The organism is Amycolatopsis heterodermiae, assembly GCF_034929455.1.
GTDB classification, from domain to species: Bacteria; Actinomycetota; Actinomycetes; order Mycobacteriales; family Pseudonocardiaceae; genus Amycolatopsis; species Amycolatopsis heterodermiae.
The window spans coordinates 150,667-166,337 of record NZ_JAYFSI010000012.1; the positions used below are offsets into that span (position 1 = coordinate 150,667).

The window sequence follows — 15,671 nt, forward strand, 5'->3', positions numbered from 1 at the left end:
GGACGTCCCGATCGCCCGCGCCGTTACGGCCCGGCATACTGGGCCGGGTGATCGACCGGCCGCACGTCCTGCTCTCCGCCGCCCAGTCGCTCGACGGTTTCCTCGACAACACGTCACCCGAACGGCTGGTGCTGTCCACTGAGGACGACTTCGCGATCGTCGACCGGTTGCGGGCCGAGGCGGACGCGATCCTGGTCGGGGCCGGGACCGTGCGGGCCGACAACCCGCGGCTGCTCGTGCGGTCGCCCGAGCTGCGGCGGCACCGCCTCGAGCAGGGGAAACCCGAGCAGCCGGTCAAGGTCACCCTGACCACCCGCGGCCTCGACCCCGACGCGCAGTTCTTCACCGTCGGCGACACCGAAAAGATCGTCTATGCACCACCAGGGGCGGCTGACGCGCTCAAGGAGGTCGCCACCGTCGTCGACGCCGGGGATCCGCCCGACTTCGGGCGGGTCCTGGACGACCTCGGGGCGCGCGGCATCAAGAACCTGCTGGTCGAGGGCGGGGGCGGCATCCACACGCGGTTCCTCGCCGAAGGGCTCGCCGACGAGCTGCGGCTCGCGATCGCGCCGTTCTTCGTCGGGCAGCCGGACGCGCCGCGGTTCGTCGGGCCCGGGCTCTTCCCGCGGCCGCTGCGGCTCACCGGCGCCCGTGAGCTCACCGGCATGGCGATCCTCGAATACCGCGCGGCCGACGAGCCGACCGGCCGGGACGTCCGGCGGCTGCGCGAGGCCATCGCGCTCGCCGCCGAATGTCCGCCCAGCCACACCTTCCGGGTCGGGGCCGTCGTCGTCGACGCCAAGGGCGAGGTCATCGCGACCGGGCATTCCGGGGAGGGTGATCCGCTCAACCACGCGGAGGAAGCCGCCTTGGCCAAGTGCGCAGGCGATCCCCGGCTGGCCGGCGCGACCGTGTACAGCTCGCTCGAACCGTGCAGCAACCGCAGCTCCCATCCCCGCAGCTGCACCCAGCTGATCCTCGACGCCGGGATCCCGCGGGTCGTGTTCGCCTGGCGCGAGCCACCCGTCTTCGTCGACGCCCAGGGCACCGAGCTGCTGCGCCACGCCGGGCGGCACGTCGTCGAGGTGCCCGCGCTGACCCCCGAGGTCCAGCGCGAGAACACCCACCTCCAGTTCTGATGCGAAAAGGCCGCCCCGGGCGAACCCGGGACGGCCTCCAAAAGAACGAGCTCAGCAGGCGCCGTTGTCGACCCAGACGCCCCACTCACCGGTCGTCCCGGGCTCTTCGCCCTGGGTCCACCACTTCGCGGTGAACTTGTGGCTGTTGTGCTTGACCACGTCGTCCTTCACGTAGACCTTGGTGCGATCCCACTCCGCCGCCGTGCAGGAGCCGCCGCCCGGGGTGGTCGGCGTCGTCGGGGTGGTCGTCGGCGTCGTCTGGGGCGGGGTGGCCCCGGCGAAGCGGACGCTGAACTTCGAGAAGTCCCAGTCGTTCTGCGGCACGTTGCTGCAGACGCCGTTGTCGGTGGTGCCGACGCAGGCACGGTCGCGGTTGACCGACCAGAACGTGAAGCGGCCCAGGCCGTGGCTGGTCGCGTAGTCGTACACCGTCTGGAAGTCCGACGTGTAGAACATCTCCGAGGCGTCCGACTTGCCGTTCATGCCGGAGAAGCCCTCGTGCGAGTACGCCGTCGCGCTGTCCCAGCCCATGTGCGACATCAGCAGGCCGTGCAGGGCCTCCAGCGCGGACACCTGCGAGGAACCGCCGTTGAACCCGCCGTCGAACGGCATGATCGAGAAGTTGTTGGGGGAGAAGCCGATCGACTTCGCCTGGTCAAGCAGCTGCGTGCCGAACCAGCCGGTGCCGGCCGCGGTGCCCGGCATGGTCACCGACACGAACAGGCCGGGGTTGTTGGCCTGCAACGTCTTCGCCGCGCCGAGCTCGTTGGCGATGGCCGCGGTGTTTTCGTACTCGGGCTCTTCGAGGTCGAAGTCGATCGCCTTGAGCGAGTACTTCGCGATGACCTGCTGGTAGGCGGCGGCGGTCGCGGCCACGTTCCCGCAGGTCTGGCCGAGCTTCGTGCCGCCGTAACCGCCGACGGACACCGACACGTCACCGCCGTTGGCGCGGATGCGGGAGATCACGTTCGCGACGGTGGTGTCGGACGAGACGGCGTTGGTGCCGTCCCAGGTCGGGCTGCAGCCGCCGCCGTTGGGCGCCAGGATGAACGCCAGCTGGAACGCCTTGAGCCCGGTCGCGTTCATCACGGTGATCGGGTCGGGTGGATTGTTGCTCACGGGCATCAGATACGGCGCCGCGGCGTACCAGTTGTTGCCCAGCGCCGCTGTCGCGGAGGGCGCGCCGATCACGAGACTCACTGCTGTACCGATGAAGGTGGCGGCGGCGAGCCCGACGGCGGCCAGTCTGCTTCTGCGCATGATCTGTCCTCCCGGTGGGGTTCGAGGGTGGACAGATCATTGGACTAGACCATTTCAAAGTCAAGAGAAAGCCGGGGTTACGGGCGAAATCACCCCGATATCCCTTTTATGTTGCCTGAATGGTCGCTGCTGCGGGGGCCGGATGTCCCTGGTGACCGTTCGGGGCGGGGAGCCGATCGAAGTCCCGGACAGCCTTCCGGACCGCGGACTCGTGCACCGGGGCGGGCTCGTTCAGCGCCGCGACGGCCGTCGCGTGGTCGTCGGCGGCCTTGCGCACCTCCGGCAGCGCCGGGCCGTCCTCCACCCAGTAGTTCGGCAGGGTCCGGGCGACGCGGGCCAGCCGGAGCAGGGACAGCCCAAGCCTCGCCTTCGAGTGGAGCGCCTTGAGGACGGGCGACGTGAGACCCTCGATCGCGGTCGCGGCCTCCATCGCGCGGTCGCCGTCGCCGTCGCGCGCGGTGTCCAGGGCCTGCTGCAACGCCCAGAGCGCGTCGACTTGGCCGTCGCCGGGGTCCAGGCTGCGCATCGACGCGCTGATCGCGCCGGCGAGGTCGTCGAACACCAGGGCGGCGATGATCGTGTCGATGCTCAGCGGGGTCAGTGGGGTGCGCCGCTGCAGCTCCACCGCCGCTCTCGCGCTGCGCAACAGGTCCCGGGCCAGCCCGCCGGACCAGGCGTGGCAGAGCATCGCGACGATCGGCGGAAACCCGGTGGCGCGCGCCCGGATGACGTCCAGCGACTCGTCCAGCGTCAGCCGGCGGGTGTGGATCACCGTGTCGAAGGACGAGTCGAACGCGTCCCGCCCGGCGAGCCCGCGGCGCTCGAAAGAGTCGAGCTCGTCGATGCACACGACCATGCGTTCGTCCTCGCTGAAGGCCGCGAACGCTTTCCCGGCTCGACTCCCAGAACGACTGGAGCTTCAGGACGTTCTTGCCGGCGGTCGCCCGTTCGGTCTCCCAGCGGAGGTCGCGGAGCAGTTCCGCGGCCAGTTTCACGTGGGGCTTCTGCGCGTGCGCATCGAAGCGTTTGGCGACCTTGACGCCTTGAACCCAGATGAGGAACAGCAGGAGCGCGGCGACGATGATCGTGGCACCGGCGGGAGTGATCAGGCTGAGGGCGAGGGCGATCAGGAACCAGGAGATCGCGATGACCCCCTGTCGCTTGAGCGTGAGGCGGTCCGCCAGCCGGTAGGCCAGCCCGGCGGGCCGCGTGCCGACGACGGCCCGGGCGACTTCAGCCAGCAGCAGCCGGATGAACTCCCCGGAGTCGTAGCGCACCGGCGACGGCACGACGACCATCGGTCCCGCCATCGCCGGGTCGCTCTGCAGCGCCCTCATGACCGTCGATTTCCCGGAGCCGCGGGTGCCCGCGAGGCCGATCGCCGACGACTCGTGCTCGAGGATGAACTCCTTGACGTAGGCCGCGGTCGCCGACTGGCGGACCTGGGTGACGTCCAGCTCGACCAGCCGCGGGGCGTGGGTGGGGAACGCGATGATTCCTTGAGGGCCCAGTTCGTTGTTGATCGACGTCGCGACGGCCTCCTGCACGGCCGCGGCCGTCGAACGGGCCAGGGTGCTGGCCGCCGTCGTGGCCGGCCGCATGATCGCGGCCAGGGCCGTCCGCCGCCGCGCCCACTGCCCCGACAGGGCGACCAGGCACAGGCCGACGAGGAGCCAGCCGCCGAACTCCAGGCCACCGGTGTTGCGGCCGATCCAGGTGCGCGGCGGGTCGAGGTGAAGGACGTCGGACAGCGCCGCCGTCAAATCGTCCCTGGCGAACACGGCGAACGCCGCGGCCAGCGCGGCCGTCAGCCCGAGCAGGACAAGGCGCGTGTTCGAACGTCGGATGCGCACCTCGGCCGCCGCGGTCGCCAGCCGCAACGCCTCCTCGTAAGCGGTCCGGTCGATCGACGTCGCGACTTCGATCGACGCGGCGTGCTCGGCGAGGAGGCGCTCGACGATGACGTCCTGGTGGGCCTGGTAGTGCTTGAACTCCTGCCGCTCGAACACCCGGTTCGCGATGTCCTCGATCGCGGCCGGGAGTTCGACGTCGGGCATGCTGGAGAAGTCGCGCGAGGCGGTTGCGCGTTACTCCGACTCGAGATCGCCCTCCAGGGACAGGTAGACCTCGCGCATCTGCGCCAGCAGCTCGGGGTCCGGTTCCTCCCACAGGCCGCGGTTCGCCGCCTCGTTCAGGCGCTCCACGATTCCGCGCAGCGCCCAGGGGTTGGCCTGGCGCAGGAACTCCTGGTTGGTTTCGTCCAGGACGTACGACTCGGTCAGCTTTTCGTACATCCAGTCGCCGACCACGCCGGCCGTCGCGTCGAAGCCGAACAGGTAGTCCACCGTGGCCGCCAGCTCGAACGCGCCCTTGTAACCGTGGCGCCGCATCGCCGCCAGCCAGCGGGGGTTCACCACGCGGGCGCGGAACACCCGGGCCGTCTCCTCGCCCAGCGTGCGGGTGCGGACGGCGTCGGGTGTCGTGCTGTCGCCCACGTACGACGCCGGGGCCGTGCCGGTCAGCGCGCGGACCGTCGCGATCATGCCGCCGTGGTACTGGAAGTAGTCGTCCGAGTCGGCGATGTCGTGCTCGCGGGTGTCGGTGTTCTTCGCCGCCACCACGATCCGCTTGTACGAGCTCTCCATGTCCTCGCGCGCCGGCCGCCCGTCGAGGTCGCGGCCGTAGGCGAAACCGCCCCAGACCGCGTACACCTCGGCGAGGTCCTTGTCGTCGCGCCAGTTCCCGGACTCCATCAGGGGCAGCAGCCCGGCGCCGTACGCGCCCGGTTTCGAGCCGAAGATCCGGGTCGTCGCGCGCCGCGAATCGCCGTGCGCGGCCAGGTCGTCGGCGACGTGCGCCCGGACGAAGTTCTCGGACGCAGGCTCGTCCAGCGAAGCCACCAGCCGCACCGCGTCGTCCATCATCGTGATGACGTGGGGGAAGGCGTCGCGGAAGAAGCCGCTGATGCGGATCGTGACGTCGATGCGCGGCCGGCCCAGCTCGGCCAGCGGGATCGCCTCGATGCCCGTGACGCGCCGGGACGCCTCGTCCCACACCGGCTGGACGCCCAGCAGCGCCAGGACCTCCGCCGCGTCGTCGCCGGACGTCCGCATCGCCGACGTGCCCCACACCGACAGCCCGACCGAGCGCGGCCAGTCGCCGGTGTCCTCGCGGTAGCGGCGCAGCAGCGAGTCCGCCAGCGCCTGCCCGGTCTCCCACGCCAGCCGGCTCGGGATCGCCTTCGGGTCGACCGTGTAGAAGTTCCGGCCGGTCGGCAGCACGTTGACCAGCCCGCGCAACGGCGATCCGCTCGGCCCGGCCGGGATGTACCCGCCGTCCAGCGCGTGCAGGATCGCGTCCAGCTCGCCCGTGGTCGCGGCCAGCCGCGGCACGATCTCGTTGGCCGCGAACTCCAGGATCAGCCGGACCTGCTCGTCCGGGCCGCCGAGCTTGTCTTCGACGATGCCGCGCACGGCCGTGACGTCCCAGGAGCGCCACTCCATCGCCTCGACCAGCGAGCGGGCCGTCTTCTCGATCTTGTCCACTTCGGACGTCGGCGCGTCGGAGTTCTCCTTGAGCCCCAACGCCGATCGCAATCCCGGGAGTGCGCCCTGCTTGCCGCCCCAGACCTGCTGCGCGCGCAGCATCGCCAGCACCAGGTTGACGCGCGCCTCGCCGGTGGGCGCCGCGCCGAGGACGTGCAGGCCGTCGCGGATCTGGGCGTCCTTGACCTCGCAGAGCCAGCCGTCGATGTGCAGCAGGAAGTCGTCGAACTCCGCGTCGTGCGGCCGCTGCTCGACGCCGAGGTCGTGGTCCAGCTTCGCGGCCTGGATCAGCGTCCAGATCTGCGCGCGCACCGCGGGCAGCTTCGCCGGGTCCATCGCCGCGATGTTCGCGTGCTCATCGAGCAGCTGCTCCAGCCGCGCCATGTCGCCGTACGACTCGGCGCGCGCCATCGGCGGGATCAGGTGGTCGACGATCGTCGCGTGCGCCCGCCGTTTGGCCTGCGCGCCTTCGCCGGGGTCGTTGATCAGGAACGGGTACACCAGCGGCAGGTTCCCGAGCACGGCGTCGGGCGCGCACGACGTCGAGAGCCCGGCCGTCTTGCCCGGCAGCCATTCCAGCGACCCGTGCTTGCCCAGGTGGACGACGGCGTGCGCGCCGAACTCCTCCTCCAGCCAGCGGTAGGCGGCCAGGTAGTGGTGGCTCGGCGGCAGGTCCGGGTTGTGGTAGATCGCGACGGGGTTCTCGCCGAACCCGCGCGGCGGCTGGATCATGATGATCACGTTGCCGCTCTTCAGCGACGCCAGCACGATGTCGCCGTTGTCGACGTACAGCTCGCCCGGCGCCGGGCCCCAATGCCCTTCGATGCCTTCGCGCAGCTCCGCCGGCAGCTCCTCGAACCACGAGAGGTAGCGCGCGGCGGGCACCCGGATCGGGTTGCCGGCCAGCTGCTCCTCGGTCAGCCACTCCGGGTCCTGGCCGCCGGCGGCGATCAGCGCGTGGATCAGGGCGTCGCCGTCGGGCTGGTCGGTGCCGGTCGGCTCGACGCCCGGGAACGCGTCCTCGCCCAGGTCGTAGCCCAGCTCGCGCATCCGCCGCAGCAGTTCGATGGCCGACGCGGGCGTGTCCAGCCCGACCGCGTTGCCGACGCGCGAGTGCTTCGTCGGGTACGCGGACAGCATCAGCGCGATCCGCCGCTCGGACGCCGGCGTGTGCCGCAGCCGGGCGTGCGCCAGCGCGATGCGGGCGACGCGGGACGCGCGCTCGGCGTCCGGGACGTAGCGCGGCAGCCCGTCCTGGTCCAGCTCCTTGAACGAGAACGGCACGGTGATCAGCCGCCCGTCGAACTCCGGGACGGCCATCTGGTTGCCCGCATCGAGCGGGGAGAGGCCGTCGTCGCTGGCCGCCCACGTCTCGCGGTCGCTGGTCAGGCACAGCGCCTGCAGGATCGGGACGTCGAGCGCGGCCATCTCGGCGACGTCCCAGGCCTCGTCGTCGCCCCCGGCGCCCACCTCGGACGGCTTGGTGCCGCCCGCCGCCAGCACGGTGACCAGCAGCGCGTCGACCTTGCCCAGCTCGGCCATCATCGCCGGCTCGCGCGTCCGCAGCGAAGCGGTGAAGATCGGCAACGCGCGCCCGCCCGCGGCCTCGATCTGGTCGGCGAGCGTGTGCACGAACGCCGTGTTCCCGGACAGGTGGTGCGCCCGGTAGTAGAGGATCCCGACGACCGGGCCGTCCGTCTTCGGCGAAGGCCGGTCGAGCACGCCCCAGCCGGGCTGCTCGGCGGGCGGCTCGAAGCCGTCGCCGGTGAGCAGGAGCGTGTCGGAGAGGAACCGGTGCAGCTGCGTGAGGTTCGCCGGGCCGCCCTGCGCGAGGTAGGCGTGGGCCTCGGCGGCGATGCCCGCCGGGACGGTCGAGAGCTTCATCAGCTCCGCGTCCGGCGTCTGCTCCCCGCCGAGGACGACGACGTGCGCGCCCGACGCCCGCAGCGTGTCCAGGCCCTCCTGCCAGGTCCGCGGGGTGCCGAGGATGCGGACGACCGCGATGCGCACGCCCTCGAGCAGGGCGGGCAGCTCGGCGAGGTCCAGGCGTGACGGGTTGCCCAGCCGGAATTCGGCGTCGCACGAGCGGGCGCTGAGCAGGTCGGTGTCCGAAGTGGACAGAAGCAGGATCACGAGGTTCCTCCTCGGGGTCCGCGCCCCGGGTAGTGCGGGTGCGCCGGCCGGAGTTCCTGGCTTCCGGAGAGCGGGCTCTCCGGTGACAGTGGCGGGACCGCCCCGGACTCTCACCGGGTTCCTCCACCTGCCGACGCGTGGGTATCGGACTCACTCTCCGGTGCGCCCGGGCGTGGCGTCAAGGTGACGTGTGCGGCTATGGTGGGAACAGCGCATCGACCGCCGCGCCGGGGTGGGGATCCTGTCAACCGGGCGGTCCGAGGAGTTCACGTGACCACCGTTCCGTGGGGGTTCGTGGCGTTGACGCTCGTCCTGCTGACCTGCACCGCGGGAATCGTCCTGGCGCTGGTCCACAAGATCCTCGCCGCGGAGCGCGACGTCCGCATCCGGATCCGCGTCGTCCCCTGGCCCCGGGTGGAGATCGACGTCAAGCGGTGAGCGGCTCACGACCCGGCGGTGTGGACTCCCTCCTGCGCGGCTTCACGGCCGCGCAGTCGGCTCGTCAGCCGTACCGCGTGCCGACCCCGGCCGAGCTCCGGACCGCCGAGAGCGGGTTCGCCGCCTTCCTCGACCACCGGTCCCACGACCTCGGTGAGCTGGGGTTTTCCGTCGAGGGTGACACCCTGGCGGTGCAGGAGCCCGGCACCGAGCGCGCCTGGGGGCTCTACGCGGTCGACCGGTCGGCGCCACCGTCGCTGGTCGTCGAGGTGCCGCACGCGTCGTCCGACCTGCGGACCGACCGGATTGGGCTCGCCCTCTTCCGGCAGGTGCCCGGCGCCGTCCTCGCGATCTGCGGTGCCCACCGGCGCCGTGAGGACCCCGCGCACGAAACCCGCAGCGTCTTCCACGTCGTGACGACGCTGCTCGCCCGGCGCGGCCTGCCGCAGGTCCAGCTCCACGGCTTCGGCGACACCACCCTGACCTCGGCCGACGTCGTGCTCTCGGCCGGCGCCGCCGAGGCCGGCGACGCGGCCCGCCGGGCGGCCGACCGGTTCGCCGCCGCCGGGTTCCGCGTCTGCCGCGCCTGGGACGAGCCCTGCCGCGGCCTGGCCGGGACGACGAACGTCCAGAGCCAGGCCGCCGCGGGCACGCCGTTCCTGCACGTCGAGCTCAGCCGGACGGTCCGCGAGACCCGCCGCGCCGACGTCGTCCGCGCGCTGCTGGACGCCGACCTCCGCAAGCCCTAGGGTCTGTCCTCAAAGCCAGGTGAGCAGCATGGCCGGATCGATCATCCCTCGGTAGGAGATAGCCGTCTTGTCGAACCGAGTGGCGATGGCGCGGAACTGTTCGAGGCGGGTGAAGCAGCGTTCGACGATGTTGCGGCGTCGGTAGATGGTGCGGTCGAAGGCCGGTGGTCGCCCGCCGACCCGACCTCGGCACAGCCGGTTTGGCCTGCTGATCACGGCGTTCGGGAATGGTCGGCGGACGGCCCAGACCCGGTCGACGGAACTCGATCCCGGCCATGACCTGGTGAACATCGTGCAGTCGTTGACGTCGCCGCCGGTCAGCACGATCGACAAGGGCCGTCCGTGACCGTCGCAGGCGAGGTGGATCTTGGTGGTGGGTCCACCACGGGACCTACCGATGGCATGATCACCTGGCTCGCTGTGCCCGCCGCACGAGCGCGCTTTCCCCCGGCCCCCCGCCTCGGACCCGGTCATCCGGCGGGCGCCGGCAGCGTGCTGATACGCCGCACGATGCTGGAGTCGACCGAGACCTCGCGGTCGAGTTCGTCGATTGCCTCGGCGACCACCCGGACTTGTGCCACCAGGACCGACCGGGTGCCGGTGCGTGATCAGCGCCAGAACCGGTTGCAGACCGTTTTCCACGGCCGTACCGTTCCGGCAGATCCCGCCAGGCCACCCCGGTCTTGGCCTTGAACAACATCCCGTTGATCACCCGCCGGTCATCGACTCGCGGGCGTTCCGTTGCTCCCGATGCCGGCAGCGACGGCTCGATCACCTGCCACTGCTCATCGGTCCCTTAGGCGGACCGCTCTCCCAGCCGGGGGAACGGCTTCGTCGAGAACAGGACCTCGACGGTGACCTCGAAGAAGTCCGCGATCCGCAGCGCCAGGTAGAGGCTCGGGCTGTACTCGCCGCGCTCGAGGTAGCCGATCGTCTGGTAGTGCACGCCCAGCGCGTCGGCCAGCTCGCGGCGCGAGATCGACCGTTCCGCGCGCAGCATCGCGATCCGGTTGTAGACGACCTCGCTCATGACTCACCCCACACGCTGCATGGCCTTCTCCCGGCGTTGCGCCAGCGACGATCCCGCTTCCCGCCGCGCCATGCGGCGCAGCAGGACCGGGGCCAGCGCCAATCCGATCACGGCCCACGCGGCGAGCACGCCGAGGGTCGGCAACGTCCGCCACGACTGGCCGATCTCGACGACCACCGTGCTCTCCGGCAGCAGGGCCGAGCGCATGCCCAGGCCCAGCCAGTACATCGGGAACACCTGGCCGAGGTACTGCACCCAGACCGGCAGCGCCGTGATCGGGTAGAAGATCCCCGAGATCGCGCCCAGCCCGAGGACCGGCATGGTGATCAGCCCGATGGCCCGGGGACTGCCGGCGAGCGACCCCAGCGCGGCCCCGAGCGGCAGGGTCGCGACCAGCCCCAGCGCCAGGACCCACACCAGGTGCAGGTACGACCAGGCGCCGCCGGGCGCGAGCGACGGGTAGAGGAACAGGCAGGGGACCAGCGTCAGCAGCAGGCTGGTGACCTGGGCGAGCGAAACCGACGTCGTCTTCCCGGTCAGGTAGCCGAGCATGCCGTTCGGGGTGGCCTTCGCGCGCAGCAGCGTGCCGTCTTCGCGCTCGACGGCCAGGTAGCCGGCCGAGGAGCTCAGCCCGCTGAACACGATCCCGGCGCCGAGGACGCCGGGCACGCTGGCCGCGCCGAGCGAGAACCCGGTGCCGGGCAGCGTCGCGTTGCGCATGAAGAAGAGCGCGCCGAGGAAGAGCACGACGAAGACGAACTGGCCGATCACGTCGTCCGGGTTGGTCCAGGTCTGCTTGAACTCGATCCAGCCGCGCTGCAGTCCGGAGCGCAAAGCGGCGGTCCTGGGGTTCATCGCGCACCTGCTTCCTGGAGGCCGAGCTCGGTTTCGCCGCCGGTTTCGGCGCGGTGGACGAGCGTCATGTAGGTGTCCTCCAGTGACGCGCAGCGGACCTCCAGGTCGGCCACGGCCTCGCCGTGCTGCTTGAACAGGTCGTGGACGTACTTCGTGGCTTCGGTCGTCGAGTGGACGAAGCGCTGGCCGTCGACCGTCCAGCGGACCTCGGCCTCGCCGGCGATCTGGCGGCTGAGCGCGTCGGCCGAACCGTCGGCGATGATCCGGCCGCCGTTGAGGATGAGGATCCGGTCGGCCAGCTTCTCGGCCTCGTCGAGGTCGTGCGTGGTCAGCAGGATCGTGGTGTCGAGCTCGTCGGACAGCCGGTGCACCAGCTCGTGGAACTCGCGCCGGGCCTCCGGGTCGAAGCCCGCGGTCGGCTCGTCGAGGAACAGCAGCTCCGGACGGCCGACGATGCCGATCGCGACGTCGAGCCGCCGTCGCTGGCCACCGGAAAGGTTCTTGATCTTCTTCCGCGCGTGCTCGGTGAGCCCCACCGTCGCCATCAGCTCGTCGGCGTCCCACGGCCGGGCGGCCGACGGCGTCGAGTACGGCGCGTAGTACCGGCCGAGGTGGGCGAGCAGCTCGCGGACGCGCCACTTCCCGTGGTCGCGCCAGGACTGGAGCACGACCCCCAGGCGCGCCCGCCAGTCCTCGCCGCCGTGCGCCGGGTCGACGCCCAGCACGCTCACCTCGCCGGCCGACCGCATCCGGAAGCCTTCGAGGATCTCGATCGTCGTCGTCTTGCCCGCGCCGTTCGGCCCGAGCAGGCAGACGACCTCGCCCCGGCAGGCCTCGAACTCGACGCCGTGCAGGACGTCGTTCGCGCCGTAGCGCATCCGCAGCCCGCGCACGCGGACGGCGGGGTCCCCTGGATCTCTCATGGTCTGACCCCCATCTGACTGATGCGACGAAATGTAGCACACCTACTACATTCGACGTGACTTCTACGGCACCCGGAACTTGACCGGCGGTCATCCGGTTCGCCGGGCATGGGAACTTGGCTGGGGCTGGCCCTTCCGGGCGGCGTGGTGATCCTGCTGGTCGTGGCCGCGATCGAGCTGCGGCCGCGCAAGAACGGCTCGCGGTTCAAGGCGCGGCTGTCCGCGACCTACATCGAAGAGACCACCGCGTTCCTCTACGGCACCAAGCGGCGTGAGCTGGAACACCGGGAAACCATGTCGATGCTGATCGAGCAGGACGCCGACGGCGCGCCTCCCCGGCGTGACGTGGACCTGGACGCCGGAACCGCCGTCCTGCGCCCGCGTCCGGCCTCTCGGGAACCGGAGAACCGCGAGTTACAGTGATCCCATGCCGACCCACGCGCGTGTGCGAGCCGACGCGTGCCCCGGTGTTTTCGCCACTCACGACGCCGCGGACGGCCCGTTGGCGCGGGTCCGGCTGCCGGGCGGTGCGGTTTCCGCCGCGCAGCTGCGCGCGCTGGCCGACTGCGCGCAGGCGTGCGGCGACGGCGACCTCCACCTCACCTCGCGGGGCAACGTCCAGCTGCGCGGCGTCACCCGGCCCGGCCTCGCGGCCCGGCTGACCGACGCGGGACTGCTGCCCTCGCCGTCGCACGAGCGGGTCCGGAACGTGCTGGCCTCGCCGTTGAGCGGGCTTCACGGTGGCCTCGCCGACGTCCGTGGCCTGGCTTCGTCGCTGGACCGGCGGTTGTGTGCGACGCCGGAACTGGCGTCGCTGCCTGGACGGTTCCTTTTCGCTTTCGACGACGGCCGCGGTGACGTCGCCGGGGAGGGCGCCGACGTCTGCTGGCGCGCGACCGGTCCGTCCTCGGGGACTTTGCTGCTCGCGGGCGGCGATATCGGCCGCCGGGTTTCGCTGTCCGACGCTGTCCCGGTGCTGATCGACGTCGCGCTGGAGTTCCTTCGGGTGCGCGGATCAGCCTGGCGCGTCGCGGAGTTGGACGACCCGGCGTGGCGCGGGACGCCGGTTCCGCGTGCGGACGTTCCGGTGCCGGCCGGGATGATCTCGGCGTCCGCCGCGGGCGTGGTCCCGCGGTTCGGGCAGCTGACGGCCGACGACGTGCGCGCGCTGGCGTCCTTCGGGCCGGCGGTGGTCACGCCGTGGAAGTCCCTGGTGCTGCCGGACGTGCCCGCCGACGTCTTCGAGCGGCTGGGTTTCGGCGGCGAGCCGCTCGGGACCAGCGCGTGCATCGGACGTCCGGGCTGCGCGAAGTCGCGCGCCGACGTCCGCGCCGACGCCGTCTTCCGGCCCGGCCTGCGCGCCCATTTTTCGGGCTGTGAACGGCGGTGCGGGAGGCCGTCACAGTCCCATGTGGACGTTGTCGCCGAGGCGGGCGGCTACCGGGTCGACGGCCGGTGGGTGCCGTTCGACGAGCTGAAAGGAACCCTGTGATCGACTACCTGCGGGACGGTGCCGAGATCTACCGGCACTCGTTCGCCACGATCCGCGAGGAGGCGGACCTGGCGATCCTGCCCGGCGACGTGGCCGGCCTGGCGGTCCGGATGATCCACGCCTGCGGCATGGTCGATCTGGTCGACGACCTGCGTTACACCCTCGACGTCGTCGAGTCCGGCCGTGCCGCGCTGGAGGCGGGCGCGCCGATCCTGTGCGACGCGCAGATGATCGCGAGCGGCGTCACCCGGCGTCGTCTCCCCGCGGGCAACGAGGTCGTCTGCACGCTGTCGGACCCCAGCGTGCCGTCGCTGGCCGAGCGGATGGGCACGACGCGTTCGGCGGCGGCCCTGGAACTGTGGCGCGACAAGCTGCCCGGCTCGGTCGTCGCGATCGGCAACGCCCCGACGGCGTTGTTCCGGTTGCTGGAGATCCTCGACGAAGGCGTCGGCGCCCCCGCGGCGATCATCGGCGTGCCGGTCGGGTTCGTCGGCGCGATGGAGTCCAAAGTGGAATTGGCCAAGCGGGCACCGGCGCCCTATCTGGTGGTCCACGGACGCCGGGGCGGCAGCGCGATGGCCGTCGCCGCGATCAACGCGCTCGCGAGCGCGGAAGAATGAGCACTGGCACGCTGTACGGCGTCGGGCTCGGCCCCGGCGACCCGGAACTGATGACGGTCAAGGCCGCGCGGCTGATCTCGGAAGCCTCGGTGATCGCGTACCACTGCGCGCGGCACGGCCGGAGCATCGCGCGGTCGGTGGCCGAGCCGTACCTGCGTGAGGGGCAGGTCGAGGAGAAGCTCGTCTACCCGGTCACGACCGAGACGACCGACCACCCGGGCGGCTACGAGGGCGCGATCGCCGACTTCTACGAGCTGAGCGCGAAACGGCTGGCCGAGCACCTCGACGCGGGCCGCGACGTCGTCGTGCTCTGCGAAGGCGACCCGTTCTTCTACGGCTCGTACATGTACATGCACGAACGGCTTTCCGGCCGGTTCCGCGCGGTGGTCGTGCCGGGGGTGACGTCGGTGAGCGCGGCGTCCTCGGTGCTCGGCCGCCCCCTGGTCCAGCGCGACGAGGTGCTGACGATCCTGCCGGGCACGCTGCCCGCGCCGGAACTGGCGCGGCGCCTGGCCGACACGGACGCGGCGGCGGTCGTGAAGCTGGGGCGGACGTTCGGTTCGGTGCGGGAGGCGTTGGCGGAGGCCGGAAAGCTGGACGACGCGTTCTACATCGAGCGCGCGACGTGGGGGGAGCAGCGGATTTCGCCGCTGGCTTCGGTGGATCCCGCTTCGGTACCTTATTTTTCGCTGGCGTTGCTGCCTTCGCCGGCTTACGCGTCCCGTCAGTCTCCCGCTGTTTCCGCGCCTGAGGTCGTTTCCGGCGGCGAGGTGGTCGTCGTCGGCCTGGGCCCGGCGGGCCCGGAGTGGCTGACTCCGGAGGCTTCGGCGGAGCTGTCAGCGGTGGACCACATCGTCGGGTACGGCCCGTACGTGGCGCGGGTGCCGCAGAAGGCGGGCCAGCAGCGGCACGCGTCGGGCAACCGGGTGGAGGCCGACCGCGCTCGCGATGCCTTGGCGCTGGCGGCTTCCGGTGCGCGGGTGGCCGTGGTGTCCTCGGGCGACCCGGGGGTGTTCGCGATGGCGTCGGCGGTGCTGGAGCAGGTGTCCGCGGGCCACGGCGCCGGGGTGCGCGTCCGGATCGTCCCGGGCGTGACGGCGGCCCAGGCGGCGGCGTCCCGGGTGGGCGCCCCGCTGGGCCACGACTACTGCGTGCTCTCGCTGTCGGACCGGCTCAAGCCGTGGGAGATCATCGAACGCCGCCTGTCCGCGGCGGCGGAGGCGGACCTGGTGCTGGCGCTGTACAACCCGGCCTCTCGCACCCGCACGACCCAGCTGGCCGACGCCCGCGCGGTCCTGCTGCGGCACCGGTTGCCGTCGACCCCGGTGGTGGTGGCCCGCGACGTCGGCGGCCCGGAGGAGAACATCCGGATCACGACGCTGGGCGACCTGGACCCGTCCACTGTGGACATGCGCTGCCTGCTGATCGTGGGCTCTTCGCGGACCCGCGCGGAGAACGGCATCGTCTGGACGCCCCGCAGCTACTGA

13 protein-coding genes, 1 pseudogene and 1 riboswitch are annotated in these 15,671 nt (G+C 71.5%); of the genes and pseudogenes, 7 read left to right on the plus strand and 7 right to left on the minus strand.

All coding sequences use genetic code 11. From position 1 onward, the window contains the following. The first annotated feature begins 47 nt into the window (after positions 1–47). The gene (locus VA596_RS38350; protein WP_323333960.1) at positions 48–1,139 is read left to right on the plus strand and encodes a dihydrofolate reductase family protein; all 1,092 of its coding nucleotides are present in this window, start codon (positions 48–50) and stop codon (positions 1,137–1,139) included. Between the two features lie 51 nt (positions 1,140–1,190). Here VA596_RS38350 and VA596_RS38355 read toward each other — a convergent pair whose 3' ends face one another. From VA596_RS38355 to cobN, 3 genes are all read right to left on the minus strand, one after another. Continuing rightward, positions 1,191–2,399: a chitinase gene (locus VA596_RS38355; RefSeq protein WP_323333962.1), complete on the minus strand. Its 1,209-nt coding sequence runs from the start codon at positions 2,397–2,399 to the stop codon at positions 1,191–1,193. 106 nt (positions 2,400–2,505) lie between these two features. Beyond that, the gene (locus VA596_RS38360; protein WP_323333964.1) at positions 2,506–3,255 is read right to left on the minus strand and encodes a hypothetical protein; all 750 of its coding nucleotides are present in this window, start codon (positions 3,253–3,255) and stop codon (positions 2,506–2,508) included. 1,231 nt (positions 3,256–4,486) lie between these two features. Further along, the gene (gene cobN / locus VA596_RS38365) at positions 4,487–8,077 is read right to left on the minus strand and encodes a cobaltochelatase subunit CobN (protein WP_323333966.1); all 3,591 of its coding nucleotides are present in this window, start codon (positions 8,075–8,077) and stop codon (positions 4,487–4,489) included. Between the two features lie 50 nt (positions 8,078–8,127). Further along, positions 8,128–8,201, minus strand: a riboswitch (cobalamin riboswitch). A gap of 146 nt (positions 8,202–8,347) precedes the next feature. Between cobN and VA596_RS38370 the strand changes: the two genes are divergently transcribed. Together VA596_RS38370 and VA596_RS38375 are read left to right on the plus strand one after the other, a co-directional pair. Further along, positions 8,348–8,515 carry a hypothetical protein gene (locus VA596_RS38370; protein ID WP_323333967.1) on the plus strand — a complete coding sequence of 56 codons (168 nt, stop codon included), beginning with the start codon at positions 8,348–8,350 and terminating at the stop codon, positions 8,513–8,515. After that, positions 8,512–9,264, plus strand: a complete 753-nt coding sequence (locus tag VA596_RS38375; protein WP_323333969.1) for a hypothetical protein — start codon at positions 8,512–8,514, stop codon at positions 9,262–9,264. The genes VA596_RS38370 and VA596_RS38375 overlap by 4 nt, the downstream gene beginning before the upstream one ends. 9 nt (positions 9,265–9,273) lie before the next feature. Here VA596_RS38375 and VA596_RS50750 read toward each other — a convergent pair. The 4 genes and pseudogenes from VA596_RS50750 to VA596_RS38400 all read right to left on the minus strand — a co-directional run bounded on the left by VA596_RS50750 (position 9,274) and on the right by VA596_RS38400 (position 12,072). Next, positions 9,274–10,039, minus strand: a pseudogene (locus tag VA596_RS50750) (IS5 family transposase). A 21-nt stretch (positions 10,040–10,060) separates the two neighbouring features. Continuing rightward, positions 10,061–10,294, minus strand: a complete 234-nt coding sequence (locus VA596_RS38390; RefSeq protein WP_323333972.1) for a helix-turn-helix transcriptional regulator — start codon at positions 10,292–10,294, stop codon at positions 10,061–10,063. Between the two features lie 3 nt (positions 10,295–10,297). Further along, positions 10,298–11,149, minus strand: coding sequence for an ABC transporter permease (locus tag VA596_RS38395; RefSeq protein WP_323333974.1), 852 nt, complete (start codon positions 11,147–11,149; stop codon positions 10,298–10,300). Next, a complete protein-coding gene (locus tag VA596_RS38400) occupies positions 11,146–12,072 on the minus strand; it encodes an ABC transporter ATP-binding protein (protein ID WP_323333975.1) in 927 nt (308 codons plus the stop codon). Before VA596_RS38400 ends, VA596_RS38395 begins: the two co-directional genes overlap by 4 nt. 108 nt (positions 12,073–12,180) lie before the next feature. On the opposite strand from VA596_RS38400, the gene VA596_RS38405 reads away from it, so the two are divergent. Genes VA596_RS38405 through VA596_RS38420 form a run of 4 tightly spaced genes read left to right on the plus strand, consistent with a single transcriptional unit; the run spans position 12,181 to position 15,671 of the window. Then, the gene (locus VA596_RS38405) at positions 12,181–12,495 is read left to right on the plus strand and encodes a DUF6191 domain-containing protein (RefSeq protein ID WP_323333977.1); all 315 of its coding nucleotides are present in this window, start codon (positions 12,181–12,183) and stop codon (positions 12,493–12,495) included. Between the two features lie 4 nt (positions 12,496–12,499). Further along, complete coding sequence (locus tag VA596_RS38410; protein WP_323333979.1) at positions 12,500–13,564, plus strand: precorrin-3B synthase; 1,065 nt, start codon at positions 12,500–12,502, stop codon at positions 13,562–13,564. Beyond that, positions 13,561–14,184: a precorrin-8X methylmutase gene (locus VA596_RS38415; RefSeq protein ID WP_323333980.1), complete on the plus strand. Its 624-nt coding sequence runs from the start codon at positions 13,561–13,563 to the stop codon at positions 14,182–14,184. Before VA596_RS38410 ends, VA596_RS38415 begins: the two co-directional genes overlap by 4 nt. Continuing rightward, complete coding sequence (locus tag VA596_RS38420) at positions 14,181–15,671, plus strand: precorrin-2 C(20)-methyltransferase (RefSeq protein ID WP_323333981.1); 1,491 nt, start codon at positions 14,181–14,183, stop codon at positions 15,669–15,671. The genes VA596_RS38415 and VA596_RS38420 overlap by 4 nt, the downstream gene beginning before the upstream one ends.